This is a genomic window from Dactylosporangium thailandense (assembly GCF_059739745.1).
This window is the reverse complement of record NZ_AP029195.1, coordinates 5,786,840-5,810,725: the sequence shown is the minus strand read 5'-3', so window position 1 is coordinate 5,810,725 and position 23,886 is coordinate 5,786,840. Positions and strand designations below refer to the sequence as shown.

Genomic DNA, 23,886 nt, shown 5'->3' with positions numbered 1-23,886 from the left:
CCGGCTCTACTGTCGGGGCGCTTACTCGGTTCAGTAAAGGTACTGAACCGATGGGTCCGGGCGCCGCCTCGCCCGGTCCCGGAAGGAGTCCTCGTGCGCAAGGCTCTCGCCGCGGCGGCGATCCTGCTCGCCGCGCTCATCGCCAACCCCGCGCCCGCCCAGGCGTTCCCCGCGTCGACGCGGGCGGCGCTGGTCAACTACCTGTCGGGCATCTCCGGGCAGTACACGATCACCGGGCAGCACAACCGCGAACCCAACTCGGACCCGACCAAGTGGACGCGGGTCGCCCAGGGCATCACCGGCCAGACGCCCGGCCTGTGGGGCGGCGACTTCCTGTTCGCCTCCTCCGACGTCAACGCGCGCCAGACGATGGTCAGCGAGGCCATCCGGCAGTGGCAGGGCGGCTCGCTCGTCGCGCTGACCTGGCACATGTGCCCGCCCACGGTCGGCTCCACGTGCGGCTGGGACTCGGCCGGCGTGCTCAGCCACCTCTCCGACAGTCAGTGGAGCCAGCTCGTCACCGACGGCAGCGCGCTCAACACGGCGTTCAAGAACCGGCTCGGCGAGGCCGTGCCCTACCTGCGGCAGCTGCAGAACGCGGGCGTGCCGGTGCTGTTCCGCCCGGTCCACGAGATGAACGAGGGCTGGTCGTGGTGGGGCGGGCGCCCCGGCGCCAACGGCAGCCGCAAGCTGTTCCAGATCGTGCACGACTACTACGTGGGCCAGGGCCTGTCCAACCTCGTGTGGGTGTGGAACGTCAAGGACACCAACATGGGCTCGATCGGCGACTACTGGCCGGGAGCGTCCTATGTGGACGTCGCCACGCTCGACATGTGGGTGAAGCTCGCCCCGAGCACGTCCGACTACCAGGCGATGCTGAACGTGGCCGGCGGCAAGCCGATCGCCCTGGCCGAGGTCGGGCAGGTGCCGAGCGTGGCCCTGCTCAACGCCCAGCCGCGCTGGACGTACTTCATGGTGTGGGCCGAGTACCTGCAGGACCCGGCGTACAACACCAACGCGAACGTGCAGAACACCTACTTCAACAGCCGGGTCCTGGTGCGCGGCGAGTTCACCGTGCCCGGCGGCACCTCCTCCCCGGGCGGCGGGCCGGTCACGGGGCTGGCGGGCAAGTGCCTCGACGTGGCCGCGTCGGGGACGGCGAACGGGACGAAGATCCAGCTGTACACCTGTAACGGCACCGGCGCGCAGACCTGGACGGTGGGCTCGGACGGCACGCTGCGCGCGCTCGGCAAGTGCCTCGACGTGGCCGGCGGGGTGAACGCGGACGGCACGAAGGTGCAGCTGTGGGACTGCAACGGCAACACGCACCAGCAGTGGGCGCGCAACGGCCAGACGCTGCGCAACCCCGAGACCGGCAAGTGCCTCGACGTCACCGGGCAGAACAGCGCCGACGGCACGCAGATCCAGATCTGGACCTGCAACGGGCAGACGAACCAGAACTGGACCGTTCCCGCATAGGCGAATCCCTGCTCGGGTCCGCGTCACCTGCGGACCGTCGCTCCCGCCAGGGACCGCGCCGGGGCCCAGCATCCGCTGGCCCTGGCGCGGCGACGTCCGCGGTGGCAAGACCTACGCTGACGCTGTGACCACCGACTTCCCCAGTTTCGAGATCCCCGGCCGGATCGCCCTCGTGACCGGGGCCGCCCGCGGCCTCGGCCGGGCCATCGCGCTCACCCTCGCCAACGCGGGCGCCGACGTGGCCCTGGGCCTGCGCGACGTGAACGCCGACGCCGGCCTGGCCGCGCGGATCGAGGCCCTGGGCCGCCGGGCGCTCCCGCTGCCGATGGACGTCGCCGACCCGGCCCAGGTCCGCGCGGCCGTCGACGCCACGGTGGAGCACTTCGGCCGGCTCGACATCCTCGTGAACAACGCCGGCATCGCCCCCGAGAACCGGGCCGAGGACGTGACCGAGGCCGACTTCGACGCCACCCTCGCGGTCAACCTCAAGGGCACCTTCTTCGCGAGCCAGGCCGCCGGCCGGGTGATGATCCGCCAGGGCTACGGCCGGATCGTGAACGTCGGCTCCCAGGCCGGCGCGGTGGCCCTGCCGGGCGAGTCGGTCTACTGCATGACGAAGGCGGCGATCGCCCACCTGACCCGGTGCCTGGCCGTGGAATGGGGCCCGCACGGCGTGACGGTCAACGCGGTCGCCCCGACCTTCGTGCACACGCCGGGCACCGCGGACTACCTCGCCGACCCGGCCCACCGCGCCGACGTGGTCGAGCGGATCGCGGCCCTGCACCGCATCGGCGAGCCGATGGAGGTCGCCGGGGCGGTGCTGTTCCTGGTCTCCCCGGCCGCGTCGCTCATCACCGGCGAGGTGATGCTCATCGACGGTGGCTGGACCGCCCGGTAGGGGCCGGGCCGGTGGAGTCGCGGACGACCAGGACGGCGTTGCCGTAGCGCACGCTGCGCGGCGGGCCGCCGTCCAGCAGCTCGAACAGCAGCCGGGCGGTGCGCATCCCGTAGTCGGTGACGTTGCGCTGCAACACCGTGAGCGCCGGGTGCACGAGCTGGCACAGCGGGGAGTCCTCCCACGCCAGGATGGACACCTCGGCCGGGACGGACACGTGCATCTCGGCGGCCACGCCGAGCCCGGCGAGGGCCATGAGATCGTTGTCGTAGACGATCGCCGTCGGACGGTCGCGCCCGCTGAGCAGGCGCCGCGTCGCCGTCGCCGCCGCCTCCCCGGTGTAGTCCGCGGCCGTCGTCGCGATCGGGCCGAACGGTGCCGCCGCGTCGAGGGCCGCCGTGCGGGCCGCGGTGTGCGCCAGGTCCGCCGGGCCGCTCACCCGGGCCACGCGCCGGTGCCCCAGGGCCGCCAGCAGCCCCGCGACCTTCGCCGCGCCCGCGTGCTCGTCGGTCGACAGGTTCGCCAGGCCCGGGAGCTGACCCGAGCCGCCGGCGACGACCGCCGGCAGGCCCAGCTCCCGCACCGCCGGCAGCCGGGGGTCGTCCACCCGCAGGTCGCACAGGATCACGCCGTCGACCCGGCGCTCGGCGTGCCAGCGGCGGTAGACGGCGATCTCCTCGCCGGCGTCCTCGACGAACTGCAGGGCGAGGCCGAAGCCGCGCGCGGACAGCTCCATCTGCATCCCGGCGATGAACTGGCGGCGGAAGACCTCGCTGCGCAGGGCCGCGGACGTGCGGCGCAGGACCAGCCCCACCACGTCGGCGGCCGCGCCGTGCAGCGCGACGGCGGCCCGGTGCGCGGTGAAGCCCAGCTCCTCGGCCACCTCGCGGACCCGCTCGCGCAGGTCCTCGGAGACGCCGGGGCGGCCGTTGAGCGCATAGGACACGGCGACCCGGGACACGCCGACGCGCCGGGCGATGTCGCTCATCGTCGGTCGCCGTCCCGCCATGGGACGAAGCCTAACCGCCTCAGCGCGGCGGCGGCGCGATGCTGTCCCGCAGGAGCAGGCGGGGCGTGGCGTCCTGGTAGTCCGACGGGGGACCGCCGGCCAGGAACGCCAGCAGCACGCGGGCGGCGTTGGCGCCGTAGGCGTGCACGTCCCGGGCCAGGGCGCTCAGGGCCGGGAAGGCCATCTCGCACAGCTGGGAGTCGTCGCCGGCCACGATCGAGAGCCGCCCCGGCACGTCGAGGCCCAGCTTGCGGGCCACGTGCAGGCCCGCCGTCGCCATGATGTCGTTGTCGAACATGATGGCCGTCGGCGGCTCGGCCGCGGTCAGCAGCCGCTCGGTCGCCCAGGCGCCCGCCTCCCAGGTGTAGTCGGTGTCGACCACCTCGGCGGCGACGAGCTCGTGGCGGCGCGCCGCGGCCCGGAACGCGGCGGTGCGGATGCGGGTGTGTGAAAGCGACACGAGGCCGCCGACCCGGGCGATGCGCCGGTGCCCGATGCCGGCCAGGTAGCCGACCGCCTCGGTGAGCGCGGCCGCGTCGTCGCTCCACACCGCCGGGGTGCCGGCGCCGGGCGGGCGGACCGACGGGTGGCCGACGAGGATGCCCGGCAGGCCGAGCCGGTCCAGGGCCGCGACCCGCTCGTCGTTCACCCACAGGTCGGTGAGGATCGTCGCGTCGATGCGCCGCGCCGCCCACAGCCCGCGCAGCGCCTCGATCGCCTTCCCGTGGTCGCCGACCACCTGCAGCACCAGGGCCGTGCCGGTCGCCGACAGCTCCGTCTCCAGCCCGGCGATGAACTTCATGTAGAACGGCTCCACCCCCAGCGTCGCCGCGTCGCGGGCGATCACGAGCCCGATCGCCTCGGCCCGGGCCGCGGACAGGTTGCGCGCGGCGGCGCTGGGCTGCCAGCCCATCTCGGCCGCGATGGCCCGGATGCGCTCGCGGGTCTGCGCGGAGACGCCGGGCCGGTCGTTGAGCGCGAACGACACGGCGCCGATCGAGACGCCGGCGGCCTCGGCGATGTCGCTGATGGTGGGGCGTCTCACGGCGTTCCCTGGATCGTCACTTGGTGGCCCCGGACGTGAAGCCGTTGTAGATGAACCGTTGCAGCAGCAGGAACAGGATAAGGGTCGGCAGGATGACCAGGACCGCCCCGGCCGAGATGGTCTCCCAGTGGGCGCCGAACGGGCCCTTGAAGCGGAACAGCGACGTGGAGATGGTGCCGAGCTCCTCCGAGGGCATGTAGAGGAACGGGATGTAGAAGTCGTTGTAGACGAAGATGCCCTTGATGATGACGACCGTGGCGATCGCGGGCTTGAGCAGCGGCAGGATGACCGACCGGTAGATCTTGAACGTCGAGGCCCCGTCGAGCCGGGCGGCCTCGTCCAGCGAGACCGGGATCCCGCGCATGAACTGCATGAAGATGTAGATGGCGACGATGTCGGTGCCCATGTAGAGCAGGATCGGCGCCCACCGCGAGTCGAACAGCCCCAGCGTGTCGATCACCCGGAACGTCGCCACCTGCGTGGTCACCCCGGGCACCAGGGTGGCGACGAGGAACGCCCCGACGACCAGGCGCTTGAACCGGAAGTGGAACCGGTCGAGGGCGTAGGCCGCGAGCGTCCCGGCCAGCACCGTGCCGGCCACCGACACGAGCAGGATGATCGCGGTGTTCGCGAACCCGGTCAGCATGCGGCCGGAGCTGAACGCGGTGGCGTAGTTGCTGAAGTTCAGCCAGTCGTGCGGCAGCGCGAGGGTGTCGCCCGTGGCCATCTCCTCCGGCGTCTTCAGCGACGTCAGGAACACGGTCACCAGCGGCAGGAGCACAACGACGGAAGCCAGGACCAGCATGGTGTACCGCATGAGGTTCGCTCTCACGTCAGGTCGGTCCTCTCGTCGGGGACGAGGCGCCGCTGGAGCCAGGTGACCAGCAGCACGATGAGCAGCAGCACGACGGCCGCGGCCGAGGCGAGCCCCGTCTTGTTGAACTGGAAGGCGAGCTTGATGGTCTGGATCACGAACGTCTTGGACTCGCCCGCGCCGCCGGTCATCACGAACGGGATCTCGAACACCGACAGCGACCCGGACACGGCGAGGATGACGCTCAGGCTGATGATGGGGCGGATGCCGGGCGCGACGATGTGCCGGAAGATCTGCCAGCGGCTCGCCCCGTCGAGCTCGGCGGCCTCGTACAGCTCGCCCGGGATCGCCTGGATCGCGCCGAGGAACAGCACGAAGGTGAGCCCGGTGAAGCGCCACACCGAGACGCCCGACAGCGACACGTTCACGAGGTCCGGGTCGCCGAGCCAGAGCTTGTCCGGGTGGGCGCCGAACAGCGCCAGCACCGAGTCGAGGGTGCCGTGGGGGCGGAAGAAGTACAGGAAGACGAACGACACCGCGACGCCGTTGATGAGGTACGGGAAGAACAGGATGCCCTTGAACAGGTTCCGCAGCCGCAGCTTGAAGCTGAGGATGAACGCGAAGTAGAGGGCGAGCGCGATCTGGACCGCGGAGGCGGCCACGTAGTAGAGGCTGACAAAGAACACCTGGAACAGTTCCGGGCGGGTGAACAGCTCCACGTAGTTCTCGGCCCCGACGAACGCGGGGTCGTCGCCCAGGCCGTCCCAGTCCGTGAAGCTGTACCCCACCATGCTGCCGACGGGGATGTACGTGAACACGACCAGCAGCGCCAGCGCCGGTAGCAGGTAGATCCAGGGGGTGAACCTTTTCACGGGCTTCCTTTCGCCGGGAGGCGGGCCGGCGAGGCCGGCCCGCCCCCTGGATCAGCCGACGGTCTTGGCCGCTTCCGTCCAGCGCTTGGACAGGTCGGTGAAGATGCCCTTGAGATCGCCGGGCGCGGCGCCGCGGGCGGTGTCGACGATCTTCTGGCGGTAGTCGGGCTTGCTGATGCCGACCTCGGAGGCGTTGTCGATCTTCGTGAGCTTCGCCGACTCGGCCTGCGACAGCTCGATGAACCGCACGCCCGCCGCGGTGAACGGCTGCAGCGCCGGCGGCATCGGGGCGCCCTTGACCGCGGAGACGGCCTGGTTCACCGCGGCCGAGTCGGACTTGTCGATGAACCAGTCGAACCAGGCGCGGGCGGCCGCCTTGTGCTTCGAGTGGCTGTTGATGGCGTACTGGTAGTCCGGCGCCACGACCGAGCAGAACTTCCCGCCGACCTGCTTCGGGAAGGGCATGTAGCCGATGCTGTTCGGGTCCTTGCCGGCCTTCTTCGCCGCGTCCTGCATCTGCACGATGGCCCACGACCCGAGCCACATCGTCGCGATCTTGCCGGTGGCGATCGCGCCCTTCGAGTCCTCCCAGTTGGTGGTGGTCGGGTCGGCCTCGGAGAGCTTGTTCTTCACGATGTCGTAGAGCAGCGTGTCGCCGGTGCTGAGGTCGGCGCCGGGCGCCCACGGGTCGGTGGTGGGCAGCTTGTCGTTCGCCTTCGGGTCGCAGCTGACCGAGCCGACGACGCTGGACCAGGAGCTCAGCGGCCAGCCGTCGTGGTAGTTGGTGTAGTACGGCGTGGCGCTCGTCTTCGACTTGATCGCCTGCAGGTCGGCCACGAACTCCTCGGGCGTGGCCGGCCATGTCGTGACGCCCGCCTGGCTCCAGACGTCCTTGTTGTAGACGAAGCCGTTGACGTACGCGAAGCCGGCCACCCCGTACACCTTGTCGCCGACCTTCGCCTTGTCGGTGAAGCTGTACTTGCTCTGCAGGTCGGCCGCGCCGCCGAGCGAGGCGAAGTACTTCGGATAGTCCTCTGTGGACACCGTGCTCGGGATCAGCAGGACGTCACCGTAGTTCTCGGTGTTCATCCGGATCTTGACTTCGCCCTCGTAGTCGGTGACGCCCTCGAACTTGACGTTCACCTTCGGGTAGAGCTGCTTGAACTGGTCGGCGTACTTCTGCATCGTGCCGTCGGTCACCAGGTCGGTGCGGTTGGTCAGCACGGTGATGTCGCCGGACACGGCGCCGGCGTCGGTGGGGGACAGGGCCTCGTCCGAGGTGCCGGACTTGCCGCTCGAGCCGCCGCAGGCGGCCGCCGTGAGGGCGGTGGCGGCGAGTATGGCGACGAACGCTCGTCTGAACATGGGGTGCGCTCCGTTCGGGCCTAAAGCGTTTTAGTAGAGCGGACGCAATATGGCACCGCGCCTCAGCCGCGGTAAAGCCCCTTGACCGATTCGTTATAACCGGACAAATGGTGCGTTTCGGGCATGCGAAAGGACCCGCGGAGCTGCGGGTTTTCCAGGGCGTGTCGGGTCGAGACGGCGGGTGTGGGGGCGGGCGGGGGTGTCGTCAGACGGGGTGCGGGGTCAGGCGGGGGTGTGGGGTCAGGCGGGGTGGGTCAGGCGGGCGGTGCTGCCTCGGGGGCTGAGGTGGGCGGGGGTGCCGTGGGTGCTGGTCACCGGGTCGCCGTCGATCGCGGCCAGGAGCAGGTGGGCGGCCCGGACGCCGTAGGCCCCGATGTCGCGGGTCAGGGCGGTCAGGGGCGGGTGCAGCAGGCGGCAGACGGGGGAGTCGTCCCAGGCGATGATGGACAGCTGCGACGGCACGGCGACGCCCATCTCGTGGGCGACCGTCAGGCCCGCCACCGCCATGATGTCGTTGTCGTAGATGATCGCGGTCGGGCGGTCCTGGCCGCTGAGCAGCCGCCGGGTCGCCCGGGCGCCCGACTCGCCGGTGTAGTCGGCCGCGACCGTCACGGCGTCGGGCAGGCCCAGCCGCGCGCAGACCGCGGTGAACGCGTCGGTGCGGATCGCGGTGTGCGCGAACTCGGCGATGCCCCCGACGCGGGCGACGCGGCGATGGCCGAGCGCGGCGAGATACTCCACCGCCTCCACCATCGACTGCGCGTCGTCCGACCACACGCTCGGCAGCGACCCGCTCGCGTCCGGCGGCCCGATGACGATCGCGGGCAGGCCGAGCTCCTCCAGCGCCGGGACGCGGGGGTCGCCGGTGCGCACGTCGCAGACGAGGACGCCGTCGACGCGGCCCTCGCTGTGCCAGCGGCGGTAGAACGCGAGCTCCTCGTCGCGCCCGGCCGCCATCTGCAGCAGCAAGGCGTAGGAGCGGCGGGAGAGCTCCAGCTCCAGGCCGCTGATCAGCTCCATGAAGAACGGCTCGACGCCCAGCGTGCTCGGCGGCCGCTGCAGGGTCAGGCCCACGACCCGGGCCTTGGCCCCGGCCAGCGCGCGGGCGTTGCTGTCGGCGTGGAAGTTCAGCCGGCCGGCCACCTCGAGGATGCGCTCCCGGGTGGCGGGGGAGACGCCCGGGCGGCCGTTGAGCGCGTAGGACACCGCGCCCTTCGACACCCCGGCCTCGCGGGCGATGTCGGCGATGGTCGGTCGCTTCACCTCGGCTCCCTCGGCGTCTTTCTCGGTTCAGGCGATGCTAGCTCCACAACGCACTCCTGTCGCTACCCGAGCCATTGACACCCCGCGTGGCCCTGGCTACGTTGAGCGCGCTTACTCGGTTCAGAACCAGGTTTCGGGCCGAGGCTACACCACACGACACAGGGGCCGCGCATGTACCGCTCGCTGCACGAAGGCTGGACCGTCACCGCCATCGGCACCGCCGCCAGCACCGAGGAGGACCCGCGCTGGAGACGCCCCGCGAACCTGGCGGGCGTCCCGGCCACGGTGCCGGGCAGCGTGCACACGGACCTGCTCGCCGCCGGGCTCATCGACGACCCGTACCGCGACGACCACGAGCTCGCGCTCGGCTGGATCGGGCGGACGCACTGGCGGTACACGGCGCAATTCCAGTGGCGGCCCGAGGGCTTCGACCGCGTCGACCTGGTCTGCGACGGCCTCGACACGATCGCCGCGATCACCGTGAACGGGCACCCGGCCGGCGAGACGCGCAACATGCACCGCCGCTACCGCTTCGACGTCACCGACCTGCTGCGCGAGGGCGCGAACGACCTCGAGATCGCGTTCACCGCGCCCTACGAGTACGCGCAGGCGCAGGCGGCGCGGCTCGGGGCGAGGCCGGGCCCGTACGACGAGCCGTACGCGTTCATCCGCAAGATGGCCTGCAACTTCGGCTGGGACTGGGGCCCCACGCTGGTCACCGCCGGCATCTGGCGCCCGATCGGCCTCGAGTCCTGGTCGGGTGCCCGGATCGCGCAGACCCGCACGAGCCCGCGCCCGGACGGCGTCGACGTCACCGTGGCCGTCGAGCGGACCGAGGAGTCCGCGGTGGAGGTGTCGGCCACGGTCGGCGGGGTGCGGGCCGAGGGCCGGCTCGCGCCGGGCGAGGACGAGCTCACGCTGCGCGTGGACATCCCCGAGCCGCGGCTGTGGTGGCCGCGCGGTCATGGGGAGCAGCACCTGTACGACCTCGTCGTCACCGCCGCCGGGGACACCCGCGCGAGCCGGGTCGGGCTGCGCGGCGTCGAGCTGGACCCGGACGCGTTCCGGCTCGTCGTCAACGGCGAGCCCGTGTTCGTGCGCGGCTTCAACTGGATCCCCGACGACCCCTTCCCGGCCCGCACCGGCCCGGCCGAGCTCGCCGAGCGCTTCGGCCAGGCGATCGACGCGGGCGCCAACGCGCTGCGGGTCTGGGGCGGCGGCGTCTACGAGTCCGACGACTTCTACGCGCTCGCCGACGAGCTCGGGCTGATGATCTGGCAGGACTTCCCGTTCGCGTGCGCCGCCTACCCGGAGGAGGAGCCGTTCGCCGCCGAGGTCGAGGCGGAGGCGCGGGACAACATCGCGCGGCTCATGGGCCATCCGAGCCTGATGCTGTGGTGCGGCAACAACGAGAACGTCGAGGGCCACCAGCACTGGGGCTGGCCCGCCGAGCTGGGCGGGCTCAGCTGGGGCGCCGGCTACTACTTCGGCCTGCTGCCGCGCCTGGTCGCCGAGCTCGACCCGGCCCGCCCGTACTGGCCCGGCACCCCGTATTCGGGCGCCCCCGACCGTGACGTGCACGACCCCGCCACCGGCACCATCCACATCTGGACAGTGTGGGGCTCGAAGGACTGGACGCACTACGCCGCCTATACGCCGCGGTTCGTCGCCGAGTTCGGCTTCCAGGGCCCGCCCGCCTACGCCACCCTGCGCGCCGCGGTCACCGACGACCCGCTCAGCCCCGACTCGCCCGGCGTGCGCCACCACCAGAAGGCGATCGACGGCAACGCGAAGCTGCTGTCCGGCCTCGGCGAGCACCTGCCGCGCCCGGAGACGTTCGACGACTGGCACTACTGGACGCAGCTCAACCAGGCCCGCGCGATGGCGTTCGGGGTCCGGCGGTTCCGGGCCCTGATGCCCTACTGCATGGGCACCGTCGTCTGGCAGCTCAACGACTGCTGGCCGGTGACCTCCTGGGCCGCGGTCGACGGCGGGCGGCGCCGCAAGCCGCTCTGGTACGCGCTGCGCCGCGCCTACGCCCCGCGCCTGCTCACCTTCCACGAGGACGGGGTCGCGATCGTCAACGACACCGCCGAGCCGTGGACGGGCACCCTGACGCTGACCCTGCGCACGCTGGACGGCGCGGTGCTCGGCGCCGAGTCCGTCGCGGTGACGGCGGGTCCGCGCTCCGTCGCCCACGTCCCGGCCCCGGCCGGCGACAAGGACCAGGTGCTCGAGGCGGCCTTCGACGGGCGGCGCGACCTGCGCTTCTTCGCCGAGGACCCGCACGTGCCGTTCCCGCCGGCCGCGTTCGACGCGCGGGTGGACGCGACCCCGGGCGGCTACGCCGTGCGGATCACCGCGCGCACGATCCTGCGGGACCTGGCGCTGTTCCCGGACCGCCTGCACCCCGACGCCACCGTGGACGATCAGCTGGTCACCCTGCTGCCCGGGGAGTCCGTCCGGTTCGCCGTCGCATGCCCGGCCGAGCTGGACGCGCGAGCGCTCGTGGCGCATCCCGTGCTGCGGTGCGTGAACGAGGCCCGGCCGTGACCCGCGTGCTCGCCGTCGGCGTGGGCGGGACGAAGTTCGAGGCCCGGCCGTGACCCGCGTGCTCGCCGTCGGCGTGGGCGGGACGAAGTTCGAGGCCTGGCCGTGACCCGCGTGCTCGCCGTCGACGTCGGCGGGACGAAGTTCGCGGCCGCGGTCATCGGCGCCGACGGCGAGGTCCACGCCCGCGCCGAGGAGCCGATCGCGGGCGCCGACCCGGTCGCGGTGCTGCGCCGCGTCATCGCCGCGACCGGGCCGCGGCACGTCGACGCCGCCGCGATCGGCTCGGCCGGGCCGCTGGACCGGGAGCGCGGGACCGTCAGCCCCGTGAACATCCCCGCGTGGCGGGACTTCCCGCTGACGGCGACGGTGGCCGGGTGGTTGCCGGCCGTACCGCTGAGCCTGGCCGGCGACGCCCAGTGCATGGCCCTGGGGGAGTGGTGGCGCGGCGGCCGGCCGGATTCGCTGCTCGGCGTCGTGGTGTCCACCGGCATCGGCGGCGGCCTCGTGCTCGACGGCCGCCCGCACCTGGGCCCGACCGGCAACGCCGGGCACATCGGCCACATCACCGTCGACCCGCGCGGCCAGGCGTGTCCGTGCGGCGCGGTCGGCTGCGTGGAGACCTTCGCCAGCGGCCCGGCGATGGTCCGCTGGGCGCGCGGGCAGGGCTGGTCCGGCCCCGACGCCCGGGCCCTGGCCGCCGCGGCGAGCGCCGGGGATCCCGTGGCGCGCCAGGCGTTCGACCGCGGCGCCGAGGCGCTCGCGACCGGGCTGCTCACGACGGCCGCCCTGTGCGACGTGGACCGGGTCGTCGTCGGCGGCGGCGTGGCCGAGGCCGGGGACGTGCTCTTCGAGCCGCTCCGGCGGGCGCTGCGGGCGCGGCGCGGCATGGCGTTCCTGCGCCGCCTGCGGGTCGAGCCGGCGGCCCTGGGCCGCGACGCGGGGCTGTTCGGGGCGGCCGCGCTGGCCCTTCAGGCATCGGTTGACTGAACTGCCTTTAGCTGCCTTACTCGGTTCAGTATCGGTTAAGCAGACGAAAGGACCTGGCTCATGCGATCACCCCGCCGAGCGGGCGCGGCCCTCGCCGCCGTCACCCTCGCCGTCTCGGCCGCGCTCGCCGCCGCCGCGCCCGCCAGCGCGGCCCCGACCCCGAGCGGCACCGCCACCGCCGCCGACGTCGTGAACTACCTGCAGAGCATCACCGGCCGCTCGATCATCTCCGGCCAGCAGGACGGCCCCAGCTCCGCCCCGAACACCTGGCAGCAGAAGGTCCACGACATCACCGGCGTGTACCCGGGCGAGTGGGCCGGCGACTTCGCGTTCGAGCAGAACGACATCAACGCCCGCCCGGCCGTCATCGCCCAGGCGAAGTCGGTGTGGGCGGCCGGCACCATCCCCGCGCTCGTGTGGCACATGTGCCCGCCGACCGTCGGCTCGGCCTGCCACTGGGACTACGGCACCGGCGCCATCGAGAGCAAGCTGACCGACGCCCAGTGGAACGAGCTCGTCACCGACGGCACCGGGCTGAACACCGCGTTCAAGCGCCGCCTCGACGAGGCCGTGCCCTACCTGCAGGACCTGAAGAACAACGGCATCCCGGTGCTCTTCCGGCCCCAGCACGAGATGAACGAGGGCTGGTCGTGGTGGGGCGGGCGCCCCGGCGCCAACGGCAGCCGCAAGCTCTTCCAGATCACCCACGACTACCTGGCCGGCACCAAGGGCCTGAGCAACCTGGTGTGGGTGTGGAACCTCAAGGACGTGGCCGGCGGCGAGAGCCACGTCGCCGACTACTGGCCGGGCGCGTCCTATGTGGACGTCGCCACGCTGGACGCCTGGGTGAACAAGCAGCCGACGCAGGCCTGGTACAACGCCATGCTCGGCATCGCCGGCGGCAAGCCGATCGGGCTGTCCGAGGTGGGCACGGTGCCGACGCCGGAGACGATCACGGCCCAGCCGCGGTGGACGTTCTTCAGCGTGTGGATCAGCTGGCTCACCGACCCGGCGTGGAACACCGACGACGGGATCAAGCGCACCTACTACGACCCGCGCGTGCTGCACCGCGGCGACATCCACTTCGGCGGCGGCACCACGAACCCCGGCGGCACCGGGCCGATCAAGGGCCTGGCCGGCAAGTGCCTCGACGTGGCCGCGGGCGGCACCGCGAACGGGACGAAGATCCAGCTGTACACCTGCAACGGCACCGGCGCCCAGAACTGGACGGTGGGGACCGACGGCACGCTGCGGGCCCTGGGCAAGTGCGCCGACGTGGCCGGGGGCGTGAACGCCAACGGCACCAAGGTCCAGCTGTGGGACTGCAACGGCAACACGCACCAGCAGTGGACGCGCTCGGGCCAGACGCTGGTGAACCCGGAGACGGGCAGGTGCCTGGACGCGACCGGGCAGAGCAGCGCCGACGGCACGCAGATCCAGATCTGGGCCTGCAACGGGCAGGCCAACCAGAACTGGGTGCTGCCATAGCCCGGTGGTGCCCCGGCGGCTCCCTCGCCGGGGCACCATTTCTTCCCGAGGAGGAGCGTCAGAGGCCGAGCCGCCCGGTGCCGGCGCCCGCGGACACGGTCGCCGGCCCCGCCGCGCCGAGCACGGCCCTGCGTCGCAGCGATCTGAAGGTAGCCACGACCGCGTAGATGACATCGGCAGCCGCCGGATAACAGGAAACGGCGCGGCGGTCCCGAGGCGGTCAGGTGGCGCGGCGGTGGTGCGCGAAAGTTCCAACGGCGGCGGCGAGCAGCGCGACCCCCACGAGCAACGCGGCCGCGACGCCGGCCCCGGGCCCGTCGCCGGAGCGCGGGACGGGGGCGGCGGCGACCCGGGTGGTGCTCGGGGACGGGGCGGCGCTCGGCTCGGGGGCGGCGGCCGGGCCGATGCGACCGATCTGGCCGGTCTTCGCGTCGGCGTAGTACAGGACCCCGTCGGCGGCGGCCAGGGCGGCGGCGCACACGGCGGGCGGCGGGCCGGCCGGGAGGCGGCGCACCGCGCACCCGTCGCTCGCGTAGAGCGTCCCGTCCGCGTCCACCGCGAGGGCCTGCGTCCGGCCGGTCGCGATCGGCGCGCGGGTCCCGGCCGCGGTGATCTCGAGGACCTGGGTGGCGGTCGCGACGAACACGTTGCCCGCGCCGTCGGCGGCGAGCGCGGCCGGGCGCGGCGCCTGCGCGAACCGGGCCGCGTGCCCGTCCGGCGTCGCCTTCCACACGGTGTTCGTCTCGGCCCAGTAGACGTTGCCGGCCGGGTCGATCGCCACCGCCAGCACGGCGCCCTTGCCCACGGCGAAGATCGTGCGGGCCCCGTCCGGCGTGAACCGGAGGATCCGGCCGTAGCTCGTGCCGACGTAGACGTTGTCGTGCCCGTCGACGGCGAGGCCCGCCGGGCCGGCGATCTGCTCGGCGAACATCGTCGTCGCGCCGTCGCGGACCGCCAGGATCCGGTGCCGGGCCGGGTCGGTGACGTAGACGGTCCCGTGGTGGTCCGGGCTGATGTCGTGCACACCGGGAACGGTCGCGACCGAGGTGACGGCGTCCGCGGCGGCGGCCGGGGGCGGGGCGGGGGCCGCCGCGAGCAGGCCCAGCCCGGCGCCGAGCAGTGCCGCCCGGAGTCTGTTCATCGTCGTCGCTCCCTGTCCGAGTCCGTGCCGTTCCTCGGCCTAACGACTGAACGAAATTTCGGACATGTCGGAAATTGCGGGAAGCGGCTGAGATCATGGAGCCGATGGAATCCGACGGGGAGGCGGCGCGGCTCGCCGCGCTGTACGCGACCGCGGTCCTCGACACCCCGCCCGAGGCGGACTTCGACGACATCGCGGCGATCGCGTCCGACATCTGCGGGACGCCCATCGGCATGGTGAGCCTCGTCGACGGCGACCGCCAGTGGGCCAAGGCCGGCGTGGGCTGGGACGGCTCCCCGCAGACGCCCCGCGACCTGTCGTTCTGCGCCCGCGCCATCGAGCACCCGGGCATCTACGGGATCGGCGACGCCGTCACCGCCGCGGACTGGGCCGCCAACCCGCTCGTCACCGACGAGGGGGTGCGCTTCTACGCCGGCGCCCCGCTGATCCTGCGGGACCGCCCGGCGCCCGAGGACGGGGCGCCGGGCCTGGCCGCCGGCACCGTGTGCGTGCTCGACCGCGAGCCCCGGCACCTCTCGTCGCAGCGGCGCCGCGCCCGGCAGTCCCGCGTCGCCGCCGACCCGCAGCCGACGCTCACCGTGGCCGACACCGGCGTCGGCATCCCGGCCGCGGATCTGCCGCACGTCTTCGAGCGCTTCCACCGCTCGGCGGCCGCCGACGACCTCGCCTCCCAGGGCGCCGGCGTCGGCCTGGCGATCGTCGAGGCGATCGTCGACGCGCACGGCGGCACCATCGCGGTCGCCGGCAGCACCGCGACCGCGGCGGCCTGACGGGTCAACTCGGCGTCGGCCCTGCCGATGTGCGGACGGTTCCGTCGCCACACAGGACAGGTCGCTCACACAGGACAGGTCGCCAAACAGGACAGGTCGCCACACAGGACAGGGAGGGAGGCCGGATGCACGCGTCATCGCGCCCGCACCGGATGCGGCGGGCGACCGCGACCGGTCTCACCCTCGTCGTGATCGCCCTCGCCGTGCTCAGCGTCGTCGGCGTCATGCGGACCCGCCGCGCCGCCGACACCGTGACCCGGGCCACCGCGCTCGCCGCCGCCTACGAGCGCGCCCACGACGCCGTCGCCGAGGAGAAGCTCGCCGAGCAGCACTACCGCCTCGAGCCCGGGCCGGACGTGCGCGCCGGCCATGCCGCGGCCGCCGCCACCCTCGCCGCCGCGCTGCGCGACGTCGACCGCCTCGGCGGCGCGACCGACCGGGCGCTCACCGCGCGGGTCCGGGCGCTGCAGGACGAGTACCTGGCCTCGATGAACAGCCTCTTCGCCGCGGTCGACGCCGGCGACGCCGCGCTCGTGCAGCGCATCGACCAGGACCTGACCGACCCGGTGTTCGACCAGCTCACCGGCGACGTGCGGGCCGCGAACATCGCCCACGCGACCGAGGCCGCCGACGCCGTCGCCGACCTGCGCCACACCGAGTCGATCGTGTTCACCACCACGACGCTGGGCTTCGCGGCCGGGCTCGTGCTCATCACCGGCTTCGCGCTCGCCGCCGCCGGATACCAGCGCCGGCTGCTGCGCCAGGCCGCCGCGAACGAGCACCAGGCGCTGCACGACGCCCTCACCGGGCTGCCGAACCGCATCCTGTTCAACCGGCGGGCCGACGCCGCGCTCGCCGACCCGGACGCGCCCGTCGCCGTGCTCATGCTCGACCTGGACCGGTTCAAGGAGGTCAACGACACGCTCGGCCACCAGTACGGCGACGACCTCCTGCGCCAGGTCGCGGCCCGCTGCACCGCCGCGCTGCGCCCCGGCGACCTGGTCGCGCGCCTGTCCGGCGACGAGTTCGCGGTCCTGTTGCCCGGCACCCGCACCGCCGAGGCGGCCGGGCTCGCCGCGGCCCTGCAGCAGCAGCTGCACCGCAGCTTCGTGCTCGGCGACGTGACCGTCGACGTCGAGGCGAGCATCGGCGTGGCCGGCGCCCCCGGCGACGGGCACTCCGCCGACGCCCTGCTGCGCTGCGCCGACATCGCGATGTACGCCGCGAAGGAGGCCAAGAACGGCGTCGCCGTCTACCGGTCCAGCATGCACACCGACGACAGCAGCCGCCTGCTGCTGCTCGGCGACCTGCGCCGCGCCCTGGAGGCCGGCGACCAGCTGACCCTGCACTACCAGCCGAAGGTGCGCCTCGACGACCACGGGCTCAGCGGCGTGGAGGCACTGGTGCGCTGGCAGCACCCGACCCGCGGCGCGATCCCGCCGGCGGAGTTCATCCCCGTGGCCGAGACGACCGGATTGATCAACCGCCTGACGCTGTACGTCCTGAGGCTCGCCCTGACCCAGGAGCGCGCCTGGCTCGACGCCGGCCTGTCCATCCCCGTCGCCGTGAACCTCTCGCCCCGCTGCCTGCTCGACGCCGAGCTGGTGCGGCACGTGACCGGCCTGCTCGACGAGTTCGGCGTGCCGGCCCGGCTGCTGCGGCTGGAGGTCACCGAGTCGGCCGTCATGGCCAACCCCGTCCAGGCCACCGCGACCCTCACCGAGCTGCACGACCTCGGCATCCACCTGTCGATCGACGACTACGGCACCGGGTACTCCTCGATGGCCTACCTCAAGCAGCTGCCCGTCGACGAGCTCAAGGTCGACCGCACCTTCGTGCAGCACATGGACATCGACCAGGACGACGCCATCCTGGTCCGGGGCGCGATCGAGCTCGGCCACAACCTGGGCATGACCGTCGTCGCCGAGGGCGTCGAGGGCACCGCGCACGCGGCCGCGCTGCTGGAGCTCGGCTGCGACATCGCCCAGGGCTACCACTACGCCCGCCCGATGCCCGGCGCCGACGTGGCCGTCTGGCTGCGCACCCACGCGGCCACGACCGCGATGCGCGAGGTCGCCCTCTAGAAGAGCTCGGCCTCGAGGTCGGCCGGGCACTGCCACAGCTCGTGCGGCAGCCGCATGTTGCTCGCCGACCAGATCATGCTCAGCCGCGCCGCGCCGTCGCGCAGGTCGAGGCCCACCATGGGCTTGGACTGCTGGTTCATGCCCTTGAGCCCGAAGAGCGCGATCGGCTCGCCCGTCGGCCGGCGCACCGCCCGGCGCTCGTCCTGGTGCACCTCGTACGCGGCGGCGAGCCGCCACGGCGCGCAGCGCTGCAGCTGCTCGAAGAGCCGCTTCACCCAGGTCTCGGTGTGCCGGGCGAAGCCGTAGGTGATCGGGTAGCCGGACAGCAGGGCGGTCAGCTCCTCGTCCAGCTCGACCCCGCACCGGGCCAGGGCCTCGGCGGGCGCGTGCCGGTCGAGCAGGCTCACGACGGGGCGGGCGCTTCCGGCGTCGGGCAGCTGCCACCGTACCGCCGCCGGAGCGTCGGCGTGCGTCGAGCTCCACAGCCACGGGAGCCGGTCCCAGCGGTGGTCCTGGTTCGCGCCGATGAGCCCCTCGACCCCGACGGCGAGCGTGTCCCCGTCGGCCCGCACGGCGAGCCAGGGCGCGCGTCTGCTCAGCACGGAGCCGTCGCCGGCGAGGGCGACGACGGCGCTGCGGACGTACTTGCCGCTGCGGTCCCGCGGGAAGTTGAACGCGAGCCGGGCGTCGTCGAGCCCGGCGAGGTGCTCCGCGAGCGCCCCCGGCACCTCGCCGGCGGCGGGCCGGCGCACCCTCGGCGCCGCGGCGGCGGTCCGGCGCGCGGCGGCCGTCCGCGCGCGCAGGGCCCGGCGGCGCTCCGGGGCCGGCTTCGGCGGGGTGGCGCGGAGCATGTCGCGGTACCCGTGCCAGAGCCGCACCGCGTCGACCACGGCCTCCTCGTCGCGCACGAGCTGCCGCGGCGCCCAGACCGACTCCGTCCCCGCCGCGTCCCCGAACCCGTCGAGCAGCGTCACCTCGAACACGACGTCGTCGGCGGCCGCGAGGTCGTGCTCGATGTCGACGTCCCGCGTCCACATGTGCCCGTCGGCGGAGAGCCCGCCCTCACCCGGCGGCACGAGCCGCCGCGCGGCCACGACGGTGACCTGCATCCGGCCCGTGTTGTGCGGCTCGCCGACGACGAGGCCGGTCAGGTTCGCGGGCACCCGCCCGTAGAAGTCGTAGGTCGGGGTGAGCGGGCCGAACGCGGGCTCGATGCCGACCTCGCGCAACCGGGCCGCCACCCCCGCGAGCTCCGCGCGGCGGCGCTGTTCGTGCCGGTCGGGGGCCTCTGCCACGCGCGTCATCCTGCCACAGTCCCGATACGGTGTCGTGATGGGTGATCTCGGCGAGTGGCTGGCCGCGGCGCTGGGCGGGGAGCGGGTCGTGGCCCGGCGGGAGCTCACCGGCGGCTACAGCAACCACAACGAGCTGCTCGAGACCGACCGCGGGCGGCGGTACGTGCTGCGGCGGTACAACGGCGCCAACGCGTGCGCGAAGGAGACCGCGCTCGCCGGGCGCCTCGCCGGGGTGGTGCCCGTCGCGGAGGTGGTCGCGGCCGACGCCGGCGCCGGGGTGCTGCTGTCGCGGTTCGTGGACGGGGGCGCCGCGCCGCTGGACGGGTTCGTGGTGGGGGAGACCCTCGCCCGCATCGGGTCCGTGCGCTTCCCGGCGCCCGGGTTCCTCGCGGACGCCGCGCTCGAGCCGGCCGGGCCCGAACCCACGAGCGGCCTGGACGCGTGGGTCGAGCGGTGCCTGCGCGAGGGCAACGCGGACGGGCACCTGAGCGCGGACGAGCGGGGGCGGCTGCTGCGGTACGCCGAGCGGGTCACCCCCGACCTCGCCGCCCTCGCGGGCGCGCGTCACCTGGTGCACGGCGACTACAACCCGAAGAACCTCGTCGCCGGCCCCGGCGGCGGGGTGGCCGCGGTGCTCGACTGGGAGTTCGCCTGCAGCAGCACCCCGCTCTTCGACGTCGCCAACATGCTGCGCGAGCCGCGCCCGCCGGGCTTCGCCGACGCGTTCGTGACGGGCTTCACAGCGGGCGGCGGCGAGCTGCCCGAGGACTGGCGCCACCTGTGCCGGGCCCTGGACCTCTTCTCCCTCGCCGACCTGCTCACCCGCCCGCCCGGGCACCGCTACTTCGCCAAGGCGATCCGGCACGTCAAGCGTCTGCTGTAGCAATGGTGGTATGGACTTCGGAGTCGGCTACTTCCCCACGCACAACGCCATGGCGCCCGGGGCGCTCGCCCGGCTGGTCGAGGATCGCGGGCACTCGGCGCTGTTCTTCGCCGAGCACACCCACATCCCGGCCGCCCGCGAGACGCCCGCCCAGGACGGGCAGGAACTGCCGCAGCGGTACTGGCACACCTACGACCTCTTCGTCGCGCTGACCGCCGCCGCGGCCGCCACCAGCCGGCTGCGGGTCGGCAGCGGCATCTGCCTCGTGATCGAGCGCGACCCCATCATCACCGCGAAGGAGGTCGCGTCGGTCGACCAGCTCTCCGGGGGCCGCTTCGAGTTCGGCGTCGGCGCCGGGTGGAACCGCGAGGAGATGCGCAACCACGGCACCGACCCGCGGGTGCGGATGGGCGTCCTGCGCGAGCGGGTCGAGGCGATGCAGGCCATCTGGCGCGAGGACGAGGCGACGTACCACGGCAAGTACGTGAACTTCGACCGCATCTGGTCCTACCCGAAGCCCGTGCAGCGGCCCCACCCGCCGGTCCTCGTCGGCGGCACCGGCCCGGGCGTGCTGGACCGGGTCCTCGCCTTCGGCGACGCGTGGTTCCCGAACTACGAGGAGGGCATCTTCGAGCGCATCGCCGAGCTGCGCTCGCGAGCGGAGCGCCCGATCGGCGTGCAGGTGCTCTCGGCGCCGAGCGACCCGGCGGTGCTGCAACGGCTCCACGAGGCCGGCGTGCAGCGCGCGAGCCGCTGGATCCCCTCGGGGCCGCGGTCCACGGTGGAGCGTGCCCTGGACGAGTGGGAGCACGCGATCGCCGTCTTCGCCGGTGAGGCCTCATGACCGAGCTGGCGGCGACGGAGGCGCGCCGGAGGTTCGCCGAGGCCCGGGTCGCGCACCTGGCGACCGCGTCGCCGGACGGTCACCCGCACGTGGTGCCGATCGTCTTCGCCCTGGACGCCGACACCATCTACCATGGCGTGGACGCCAAGCCCAAGCGGCATCTGCGGCTGCGCCGCCTGGCGAACCTGGCCGCCAACCCGCGGGCCGCGGTGCTGGCCGACCACTACGAGGACGACTGGTCCGCGCTGTGGTGGGTGCGCGCCGACGGCTCGGCCCGCGACGTCGACCCGGACGGCGCCGAGGGCCGGATGGCCCTGGACCGCCTCGGCACCCGCTACCCGCACTTCGAGCTGCGCGGCGGGCTGGTGGCGGTGGACGTCACCCGCTGGACGGGCTGGGCCGCCTCGGAGTCCGCGTGACCGGGTAGGCGCACCACGAAGCGGGTCCCCTCGGGCTGCGGCACCAGGCGGATCGTGCCGCGGTGCCGGTCGATGACGGCCCGGCTCAGGGCCAGGCCCAGCCCGGCGCCGCGAATGCCGCGGTCGCGGGTCCGCGTCGAGCGGTAGAAGCGGGTGAAGACCCGGTCGCGCTCGTCCTCGGGGATGCCGAGCCCGGCGTCGGCGACGGTCAGCTCGCCGCTCGCCGCTCGCCGCTCGACGCGGCCGGGGACGTGAGCGCCACGGTGACCCGGCCGCCGCCCAGGCTGTGCCGGATCGCGTTGTCCAGCAGGTGGATGACGACCTGGCCGAGCCGGGTGGCGTCGCCGAGGACGGTGACGTTCGGGGCGAGGACCGCCTCGATCGTCACGCGGCGACGCCGAGCTCGGCCTCGCGGAAGCGCTCGGCCCGGCGGCGCTCGGTGACGTCGTGCACGGCGATGACGGCGCCGGTGCGGGTGCCCGCCGCGCGGATCGGGGCGTCCGGCGGGACCCGGTGGTCGAGCTCCGCGTCGGTGACGATGAGCGGATGGTCGTTGGCGATCACCCAGCCCGCGAGGGTGGAGCGCGCCGGGGCGTACCGCTGCCGATCGAACTGCACCGGGAGCCCGGTGCCGCCGGCGTAATGCAGCGCCCCGGCCGTGGCCAGGTGGATCATCGCGGCGGGCGCCCCGGCGGCGCGCGCGGTCAGGGCGGCCAGCTGGTCGGCGGCGGCCTGGGACAGCGCGCCCGCGCTCAGCTGCAGATCGCCCAGGCACCGGCCACGGTCGACCGGCGTGAGCGCGTGCTTCTGCATGCGGCCTCCTCGCGCTCACGATATCCGGAAAGCGGCAGGTCAACGTCCAGATTGCGCACGCCTGCCGGGAGCGGTTCACACGGCGTCGGTAGAGTGCCGATCATGACCGACTTCTCCGGGGACCACCGGCGGCTCATCGACACCGTTGCGGCGCCCGACGGCGCCCGGCTCGAGGGGGCGGCGGTGACGTACGACCACGACGGCCGGCCCATGGAGGGCTACGCGGTGCACGACGCCGCCGTCGCCGGCCCGAAGCCCGCGGTGCTGATCGTGCACGACTGGACCGGCCTGCGCGAATATCCCAAGGCCCGCGCCCACATGCTCGCCCGGCTCGGCTACTTCGCGTTCTGCGCCGACGTCTACGGCGCCGGGCGCCGGTTCGAGGGCCACGAGGAGGCCGCCGCCGAGGCCGGCAAGTACTACGGCGACCTGGCGCTGCTGCGCGCCCGGGTCCGGGCCGCCTACGACGCCCTCGCCGCCGACCCGAACGTCGACCCCGACCGGATCGCCGTCATCGGCTACTGCTTCGGCGGCTCCGCGGCCCTGGAGTTCGCCCGCACCGGCGCGCCGGTACGCGGCACGGTGTCGTTCCACGGCGCCCTGATCGCCCACGAGCCCGCCGACGTCGCCGCGATCGCCGGCCCGCTGCTGGTGCTCACCGGCGGCGCCGACTCCGTCGTGCCGGACGCGGCGGTGGCGAAGTTCCAGGACGAGCTGCGCACCCGCGGCGACCTCGACTGGCAGGTGACCACCTACGCCGGCGCCGAGCACGGGTTCACGCTGCCCGGCGAGGCGTACCACGCGGCCGCGGACCGCCGCAGCTGGCGCGAGCTCGAGGGGTTCCTCGGCGAGGTGCTCAATGGCGGCTGAGGGCGGTAGTACGCGCGCGGTCGTCACGGCACTCGCCGCCAACCTCGGCATCGCGGTGGCCAAGGCCGTCGGCGCGCTCATCACCGGGTCGTCGTCGATGCTGGCCGAGGCCGTGCACTCCCTCGCCGACACGACCAACCAGGCGCTGCTGCTCGTCGGGGGCCGCCGCTCGCGCCGGGCCGCGGACGAGCAGCACCCGTTCGGGTACGCGCGGGAGCGGTACATCTACGCCTTCATCGTGTCCATCGTGCTGTTCACGCTCGGCGGGCTGTTCGCGCTGTACGAGGGCTACCACAAGATCCTGCACCCGAAGGACCTCGAGTCCCCGCTCGTCGCCGTGATCATCCTCGTGATCGCGATCGGGCTGGAGGGCTACGCCCTGATCACGGCGGCGAAGGCGGCGAACGAGAGCCGCGGCGGCCGCACCTGGTGGCAGTTCATCCGCCACGCCAAGGCCCCGGAGCTGCCCACGATCCTGCTCGAGGACGCCGGGGCGGTCACCGGCCTGGTGGTGGCGCTGCTCGGCGTCGGGCTGTCGGTGCTGACCGGCAACGCGGTCTTCGACGGCATCGGCACGCTCGTCATCGGCCTGCTGCTCGTGGCGATCGCGTGGATCCTGGCCATGGAGACCAAGAGCCTGCTCGTCGGCGAGGCCGCGTCGAAGGCGAACATCGCGAAGATCCGCGAGTCGCTGCTCGGCGAGCCGCTCTTCGACCGGGTGGTGCACCTGCGCACCATGCACCTCGGCCCGGACGAGCTGCTCGTCGCGGTGAAGGTGACGGTCCCCGAGGGCACCGTCGCCGAGGAGATCAGCCAGGCGACGAACAGCGCCGAGGCCCGCATCCGGGCGGCCGTGCCGATCGCCACCCTGATCTTCGTCGAGCCCGACATCTACCGGCCGAACTAGCCGGCGCACCCGGCACCGGGCGGCCACCGCACCCGCGCGAATCCCCGGCGACGATCGCGTCGCCGTGCG

23 protein-coding genes are annotated in these 23,886 nt (G+C 73.4%); 12 read left to right on the top strand and 11 right to left on the bottom strand.

Annotated elements, in window-relative coordinates; translation table 11 throughout:
* Nucleotides 1-93: 93 nt before the first annotated feature.
* Both AC6JBM_RS25385 and AC6JBM_RS25380 read left to right on the top strand, forming a co-directional pair.
* A complete protein-coding gene (locus AC6JBM_RS25385) occupies nt 94-1,479 on the top strand; it encodes a lectin (protein ID WP_497986071.1) in 1,386 nt (461 codons plus the stop codon).
* Between the two features lie 124 nt (nt 1,480-1,603).
* Nucleotides 1,604-2,377: an SDR family NAD(P)-dependent oxidoreductase gene (locus AC6JBM_RS25380; protein ID WP_497986070.1), complete on the top strand. Its 774-nt coding sequence runs from the start codon at nt 1,604-1,606 to the stop codon at nt 2,375-2,377.
* Here the strand turns inward: AC6JBM_RS25380 and AC6JBM_RS25375 are convergent.
* The 6 genes from AC6JBM_RS25375 to AC6JBM_RS25350 all read right to left on the bottom strand — a co-directional run bounded on the left by AC6JBM_RS25375 (nt 2,349) and on the right by AC6JBM_RS25350 (nt 8,742).
* Entirely contained in the window at nt 2,349-3,383 is a 1,035-nt protein-coding gene (locus AC6JBM_RS25375) for a LacI family DNA-binding transcriptional regulator (RefSeq protein ID WP_497986069.1), read from the bottom strand. The genes AC6JBM_RS25380 and AC6JBM_RS25375 overlap by 29 nt on opposite strands.
* A 19-nt stretch (nt 3,384-3,402) precedes the next feature.
* Nucleotides 3,403-4,428 carry a LacI family DNA-binding transcriptional regulator gene (locus tag AC6JBM_RS25370; protein WP_497986068.1) on the bottom strand — a complete coding sequence of 342 codons (1,026 nt, stop codon included), beginning with the start codon at nt 4,426-4,428 and terminating at the stop codon, nt 3,403-3,405.
* A gap of 16 nt (nt 4,429-4,444) precedes the next feature.
* On the bottom strand, nt 4,445-5,260 hold the full coding sequence (locus AC6JBM_RS25365) for a carbohydrate ABC transporter permease (RefSeq protein WP_497986067.1): 816 nt from the start codon (nt 5,258-5,260) through the stop codon (nt 4,445-4,447).
* Complete coding sequence (locus AC6JBM_RS25360) at nt 5,257-6,114, bottom strand: carbohydrate ABC transporter permease (RefSeq protein WP_497986066.1); 858 nt, start codon at nt 6,112-6,114, stop codon at nt 5,257-5,259. Before AC6JBM_RS25360 ends, AC6JBM_RS25365 begins: the two co-directional genes overlap by 4 nt.
* Before the next feature lie 51 nt (nt 6,115-6,165).
* Nucleotides 6,166-7,479 carry an ABC transporter substrate-binding protein gene (locus AC6JBM_RS25355; protein WP_497986065.1) on the bottom strand — a complete coding sequence of 438 codons (1,314 nt, stop codon included), beginning with the start codon at nt 7,477-7,479 and terminating at the stop codon, nt 6,166-6,168.
* Between the two features lie 240 nt (nt 7,480-7,719).
* The gene (locus AC6JBM_RS25350) at nt 7,720-8,742 is read right to left on the bottom strand and encodes a LacI family DNA-binding transcriptional regulator (RefSeq protein ID WP_497986064.1); all 1,023 of its coding nucleotides are present in this window, start codon (nt 8,740-8,742) and stop codon (nt 7,720-7,722) included.
* Nucleotides 8,743-8,913: 171 nt separating this feature from the next.
* Here AC6JBM_RS25350 and AC6JBM_RS25345 point away from each other — a divergent pair, with 171 nt between their 5' ends.
* From AC6JBM_RS25345 to AC6JBM_RS25335, 3 genes are all read left to right on the top strand, one after another.
* Nucleotides 8,914-11,295, top strand: a complete 2,382-nt coding sequence (locus AC6JBM_RS25345; RefSeq protein ID WP_497986063.1) for a glycoside hydrolase family 2 protein — start codon at nt 8,914-8,916, stop codon at nt 11,293-11,295.
* 102 nt (nt 11,296-11,397) lie between these two features.
* The gene (locus AC6JBM_RS25340; protein ID WP_497986062.1) at nt 11,398-12,282 is read left to right on the top strand and encodes an ROK family protein; all 885 of its coding nucleotides are present in this window, start codon (nt 11,398-11,400) and stop codon (nt 12,280-12,282) included.
* Between the two features lie 60 nt (nt 12,283-12,342).
* Entirely contained in the window at nt 12,343-13,770 is a 1,428-nt protein-coding gene (locus tag AC6JBM_RS25335; RefSeq protein WP_497986061.1) for a glycosyl hydrolase, read from the top strand.
* A gap of 220 nt (nt 13,771-13,990) precedes the next feature.
* Here the strand turns inward: AC6JBM_RS25335 and AC6JBM_RS25330 are convergent, their stop codons facing one another.
* Complete coding sequence (locus AC6JBM_RS25330; RefSeq protein ID WP_497986060.1) at nt 13,991-14,911, bottom strand: NHL repeat-containing protein; 921 nt, start codon at nt 14,909-14,911, stop codon at nt 13,991-13,993.
* A 104-nt stretch (nt 14,912-15,015) separates the two neighbouring features.
* Here AC6JBM_RS25330 and AC6JBM_RS25325 point away from each other — a divergent pair, with 104 nt between their 5' ends.
* The gene (locus tag AC6JBM_RS25325) at nt 15,016-15,702 is read left to right on the top strand and encodes a GAF domain-containing protein (RefSeq protein ID WP_497986059.1); all 687 of its coding nucleotides are present in this window, start codon (nt 15,016-15,018) and stop codon (nt 15,700-15,702) included.
* A gap of 125 nt (nt 15,703-15,827) precedes the next feature.
* Nucleotides 15,828-17,786 (top strand): putative bifunctional diguanylate cyclase/phosphodiesterase, encoded by a 1,959-nt coding sequence (locus AC6JBM_RS25320; RefSeq protein WP_497986058.1) that lies wholly within the window; start codon nt 15,828-15,830, stop codon nt 17,784-17,786.
* Here the strand turns inward: AC6JBM_RS25320 and AC6JBM_RS25315 are convergent.
* A complete protein-coding gene (locus AC6JBM_RS25315; RefSeq protein ID WP_497986057.1) occupies nt 17,783-19,090 on the bottom strand; it encodes a hypothetical protein in 1,308 nt (435 codons plus the stop codon). The two genes, AC6JBM_RS25320 and AC6JBM_RS25315, sit on opposite strands and share 4 nt — an antisense overlap.
* A 28-nt stretch (nt 19,091-19,118) precedes the next feature.
* On the opposite strand from AC6JBM_RS25315, the gene AC6JBM_RS25310 reads away from it, so the two are divergent.
* From AC6JBM_RS25310 to AC6JBM_RS25300, 3 genes are read left to right on the top strand one after another with little or no spacing between them, the layout of a single operon-like run.
* Complete coding sequence (locus AC6JBM_RS25310; RefSeq protein WP_497986056.1) at nt 19,119-19,964, top strand: phosphotransferase family protein; 846 nt, start codon at nt 19,119-19,121, stop codon at nt 19,962-19,964.
* 10 nt (nt 19,965-19,974) lie between these two features.
* Entirely contained in the window at nt 19,975-20,808 is an 834-nt protein-coding gene (locus tag AC6JBM_RS25305; protein ID WP_497986055.1) for a TIGR03619 family F420-dependent LLM class oxidoreductase, read from the top strand.
* Nucleotides 20,805-21,227, top strand: a complete 423-nt coding sequence (locus AC6JBM_RS25300; RefSeq protein WP_497986054.1) for a TIGR03668 family PPOX class F420-dependent oxidoreductase — start codon at nt 20,805-20,807, stop codon at nt 21,225-21,227. The genes AC6JBM_RS25305 and AC6JBM_RS25300 overlap by 4 nt, the downstream gene beginning before the upstream one ends.
* Here the strand turns inward: AC6JBM_RS25300 and AC6JBM_RS25295 are convergent.
* Genes AC6JBM_RS25295 through AC6JBM_RS25285 form a run of 3 tightly spaced genes read right to left on the bottom strand, consistent with a single transcriptional unit; the run spans nt 21,143 to nt 22,040 of the window.
* On the bottom strand, nt 21,143-21,412 hold the full coding sequence (locus AC6JBM_RS25295) for an ATP-binding protein (protein WP_497986526.1): 270 nt from the start codon (nt 21,410-21,412) through the stop codon (nt 21,143-21,145). The two genes, AC6JBM_RS25300 and AC6JBM_RS25295, sit on opposite strands and share 85 nt — an antisense overlap.
* 23 nt (nt 21,413-21,435) lie before the next feature.
* Nucleotides 21,436-21,615, bottom strand: coding sequence for a hypothetical protein (locus tag AC6JBM_RS25290; protein ID WP_497986053.1), 180 nt, complete (start codon nt 21,613-21,615; stop codon nt 21,436-21,438).
* Nucleotides 21,612-22,040 (bottom strand): GAF domain-containing protein, encoded by a 429-nt coding sequence (locus tag AC6JBM_RS25285; RefSeq protein WP_497986052.1) that lies wholly within the window; start codon nt 22,038-22,040, stop codon nt 21,612-21,614. The genes AC6JBM_RS25290 and AC6JBM_RS25285 overlap by 4 nt, the downstream gene beginning before the upstream one ends.
* A gap of 102 nt (nt 22,041-22,142) precedes the next feature.
* Between AC6JBM_RS25285 and AC6JBM_RS25280 the strand changes: the two genes are divergently transcribed.
* Nucleotides 22,143-22,910 (top strand): dienelactone hydrolase family protein, encoded by a 768-nt coding sequence (locus tag AC6JBM_RS25280; RefSeq protein WP_497986051.1) that lies wholly within the window; start codon nt 22,143-22,145, stop codon nt 22,908-22,910.
* Nucleotides 22,900-23,817 (top strand): cation diffusion facilitator family transporter, encoded by a 918-nt coding sequence (locus tag AC6JBM_RS25275; protein ID WP_497986050.1) that lies wholly within the window; start codon nt 22,900-22,902, stop codon nt 23,815-23,817. The genes AC6JBM_RS25280 and AC6JBM_RS25275 overlap by 11 nt, the downstream gene beginning before the upstream one ends.
* The last annotated feature ends 69 nt before the right edge of the window (nt 23,818-23,886 follow it).

Excerpts from the sequence above, each read along its gene's own strand:
- AC6JBM_RS25345 (WP_497986063.1), top strand. The coding sequence starts at position 8,914 with ATGTACCGCTCGCTGCACGAAGGCTGGACCGTCACCGCCATCGGCACC.
- AC6JBM_RS25320 (WP_497986058.1), top strand. The coding sequence starts at position 15,828 with ATGCACGCGTCATCGCGCCCGCACCGGATGCGGCGGGCGACCGCGACC.
- AC6JBM_RS25305 (WP_497986055.1), top strand. The coding sequence starts at position 19,975 with ATGGACTTCGGAGTCGGCTACTTCCCCACGCACAACGCCATGGCGCCC.
- AC6JBM_RS25315 (WP_497986057.1), bottom strand. The coding sequence starts at position 19,090 with ATGACGCGCGTGGCAGAGGCCCCCGACCGGCACGAACAGCGCCGCCGC.
- AC6JBM_RS25275 (WP_497986050.1), top strand. The coding sequence starts at position 22,900 with ATGGCGGCTGAGGGCGGTAGTACGCGCGCGGTCGTCACGGCACTCGCC.
- AC6JBM_RS25285 (WP_497986052.1), bottom strand. The coding sequence starts at position 22,040 with ATGCAGAAGCACGCGCTCACGCCGGTCGACCGTGGCCGGTGCCTGGGC.
- AC6JBM_RS25330 (WP_497986060.1), bottom strand. The coding sequence starts at position 14,911 with ATGAACAGACTCCGGGCGGCACTGCTCGGCGCCGGGCTGGGCCTGCTC.
- AC6JBM_RS25300 (WP_497986054.1), top strand. The coding sequence starts at position 20,805 with ATGACCGAGCTGGCGGCGACGGAGGCGCGCCGGAGGTTCGCCGAGGCC.
- AC6JBM_RS25355 (WP_497986065.1), bottom strand. The coding sequence starts at position 7,479 with ATGTTCAGACGAGCGTTCGTCGCCATACTCGCCGCCACCGCCCTCACG.
- AC6JBM_RS25325 (WP_497986059.1), top strand. The coding sequence starts at position 15,016 with ATGGAATCCGACGGGGAGGCGGCGCGGCTCGCCGCGCTGTACGCGACC.
- AC6JBM_RS25375 (WP_497986069.1), bottom strand. The coding sequence starts at position 3,383 with ATGGCGGGACGGCGACCGACGATGAGCGACATCGCCCGGCGCGTCGGC.
- AC6JBM_RS25280 (WP_497986051.1), top strand. The coding sequence starts at position 22,143 with ATGACCGACTTCTCCGGGGACCACCGGCGGCTCATCGACACCGTTGCG.
- AC6JBM_RS25335 (WP_497986061.1), top strand. The coding sequence starts at position 12,343 with ATGCGATCACCCCGCCGAGCGGGCGCGGCCCTCGCCGCCGTCACCCTC.
- AC6JBM_RS25310 (WP_497986056.1), top strand. The coding sequence starts at position 19,119 with ATGGGTGATCTCGGCGAGTGGCTGGCCGCGGCGCTGGGCGGGGAGCGG.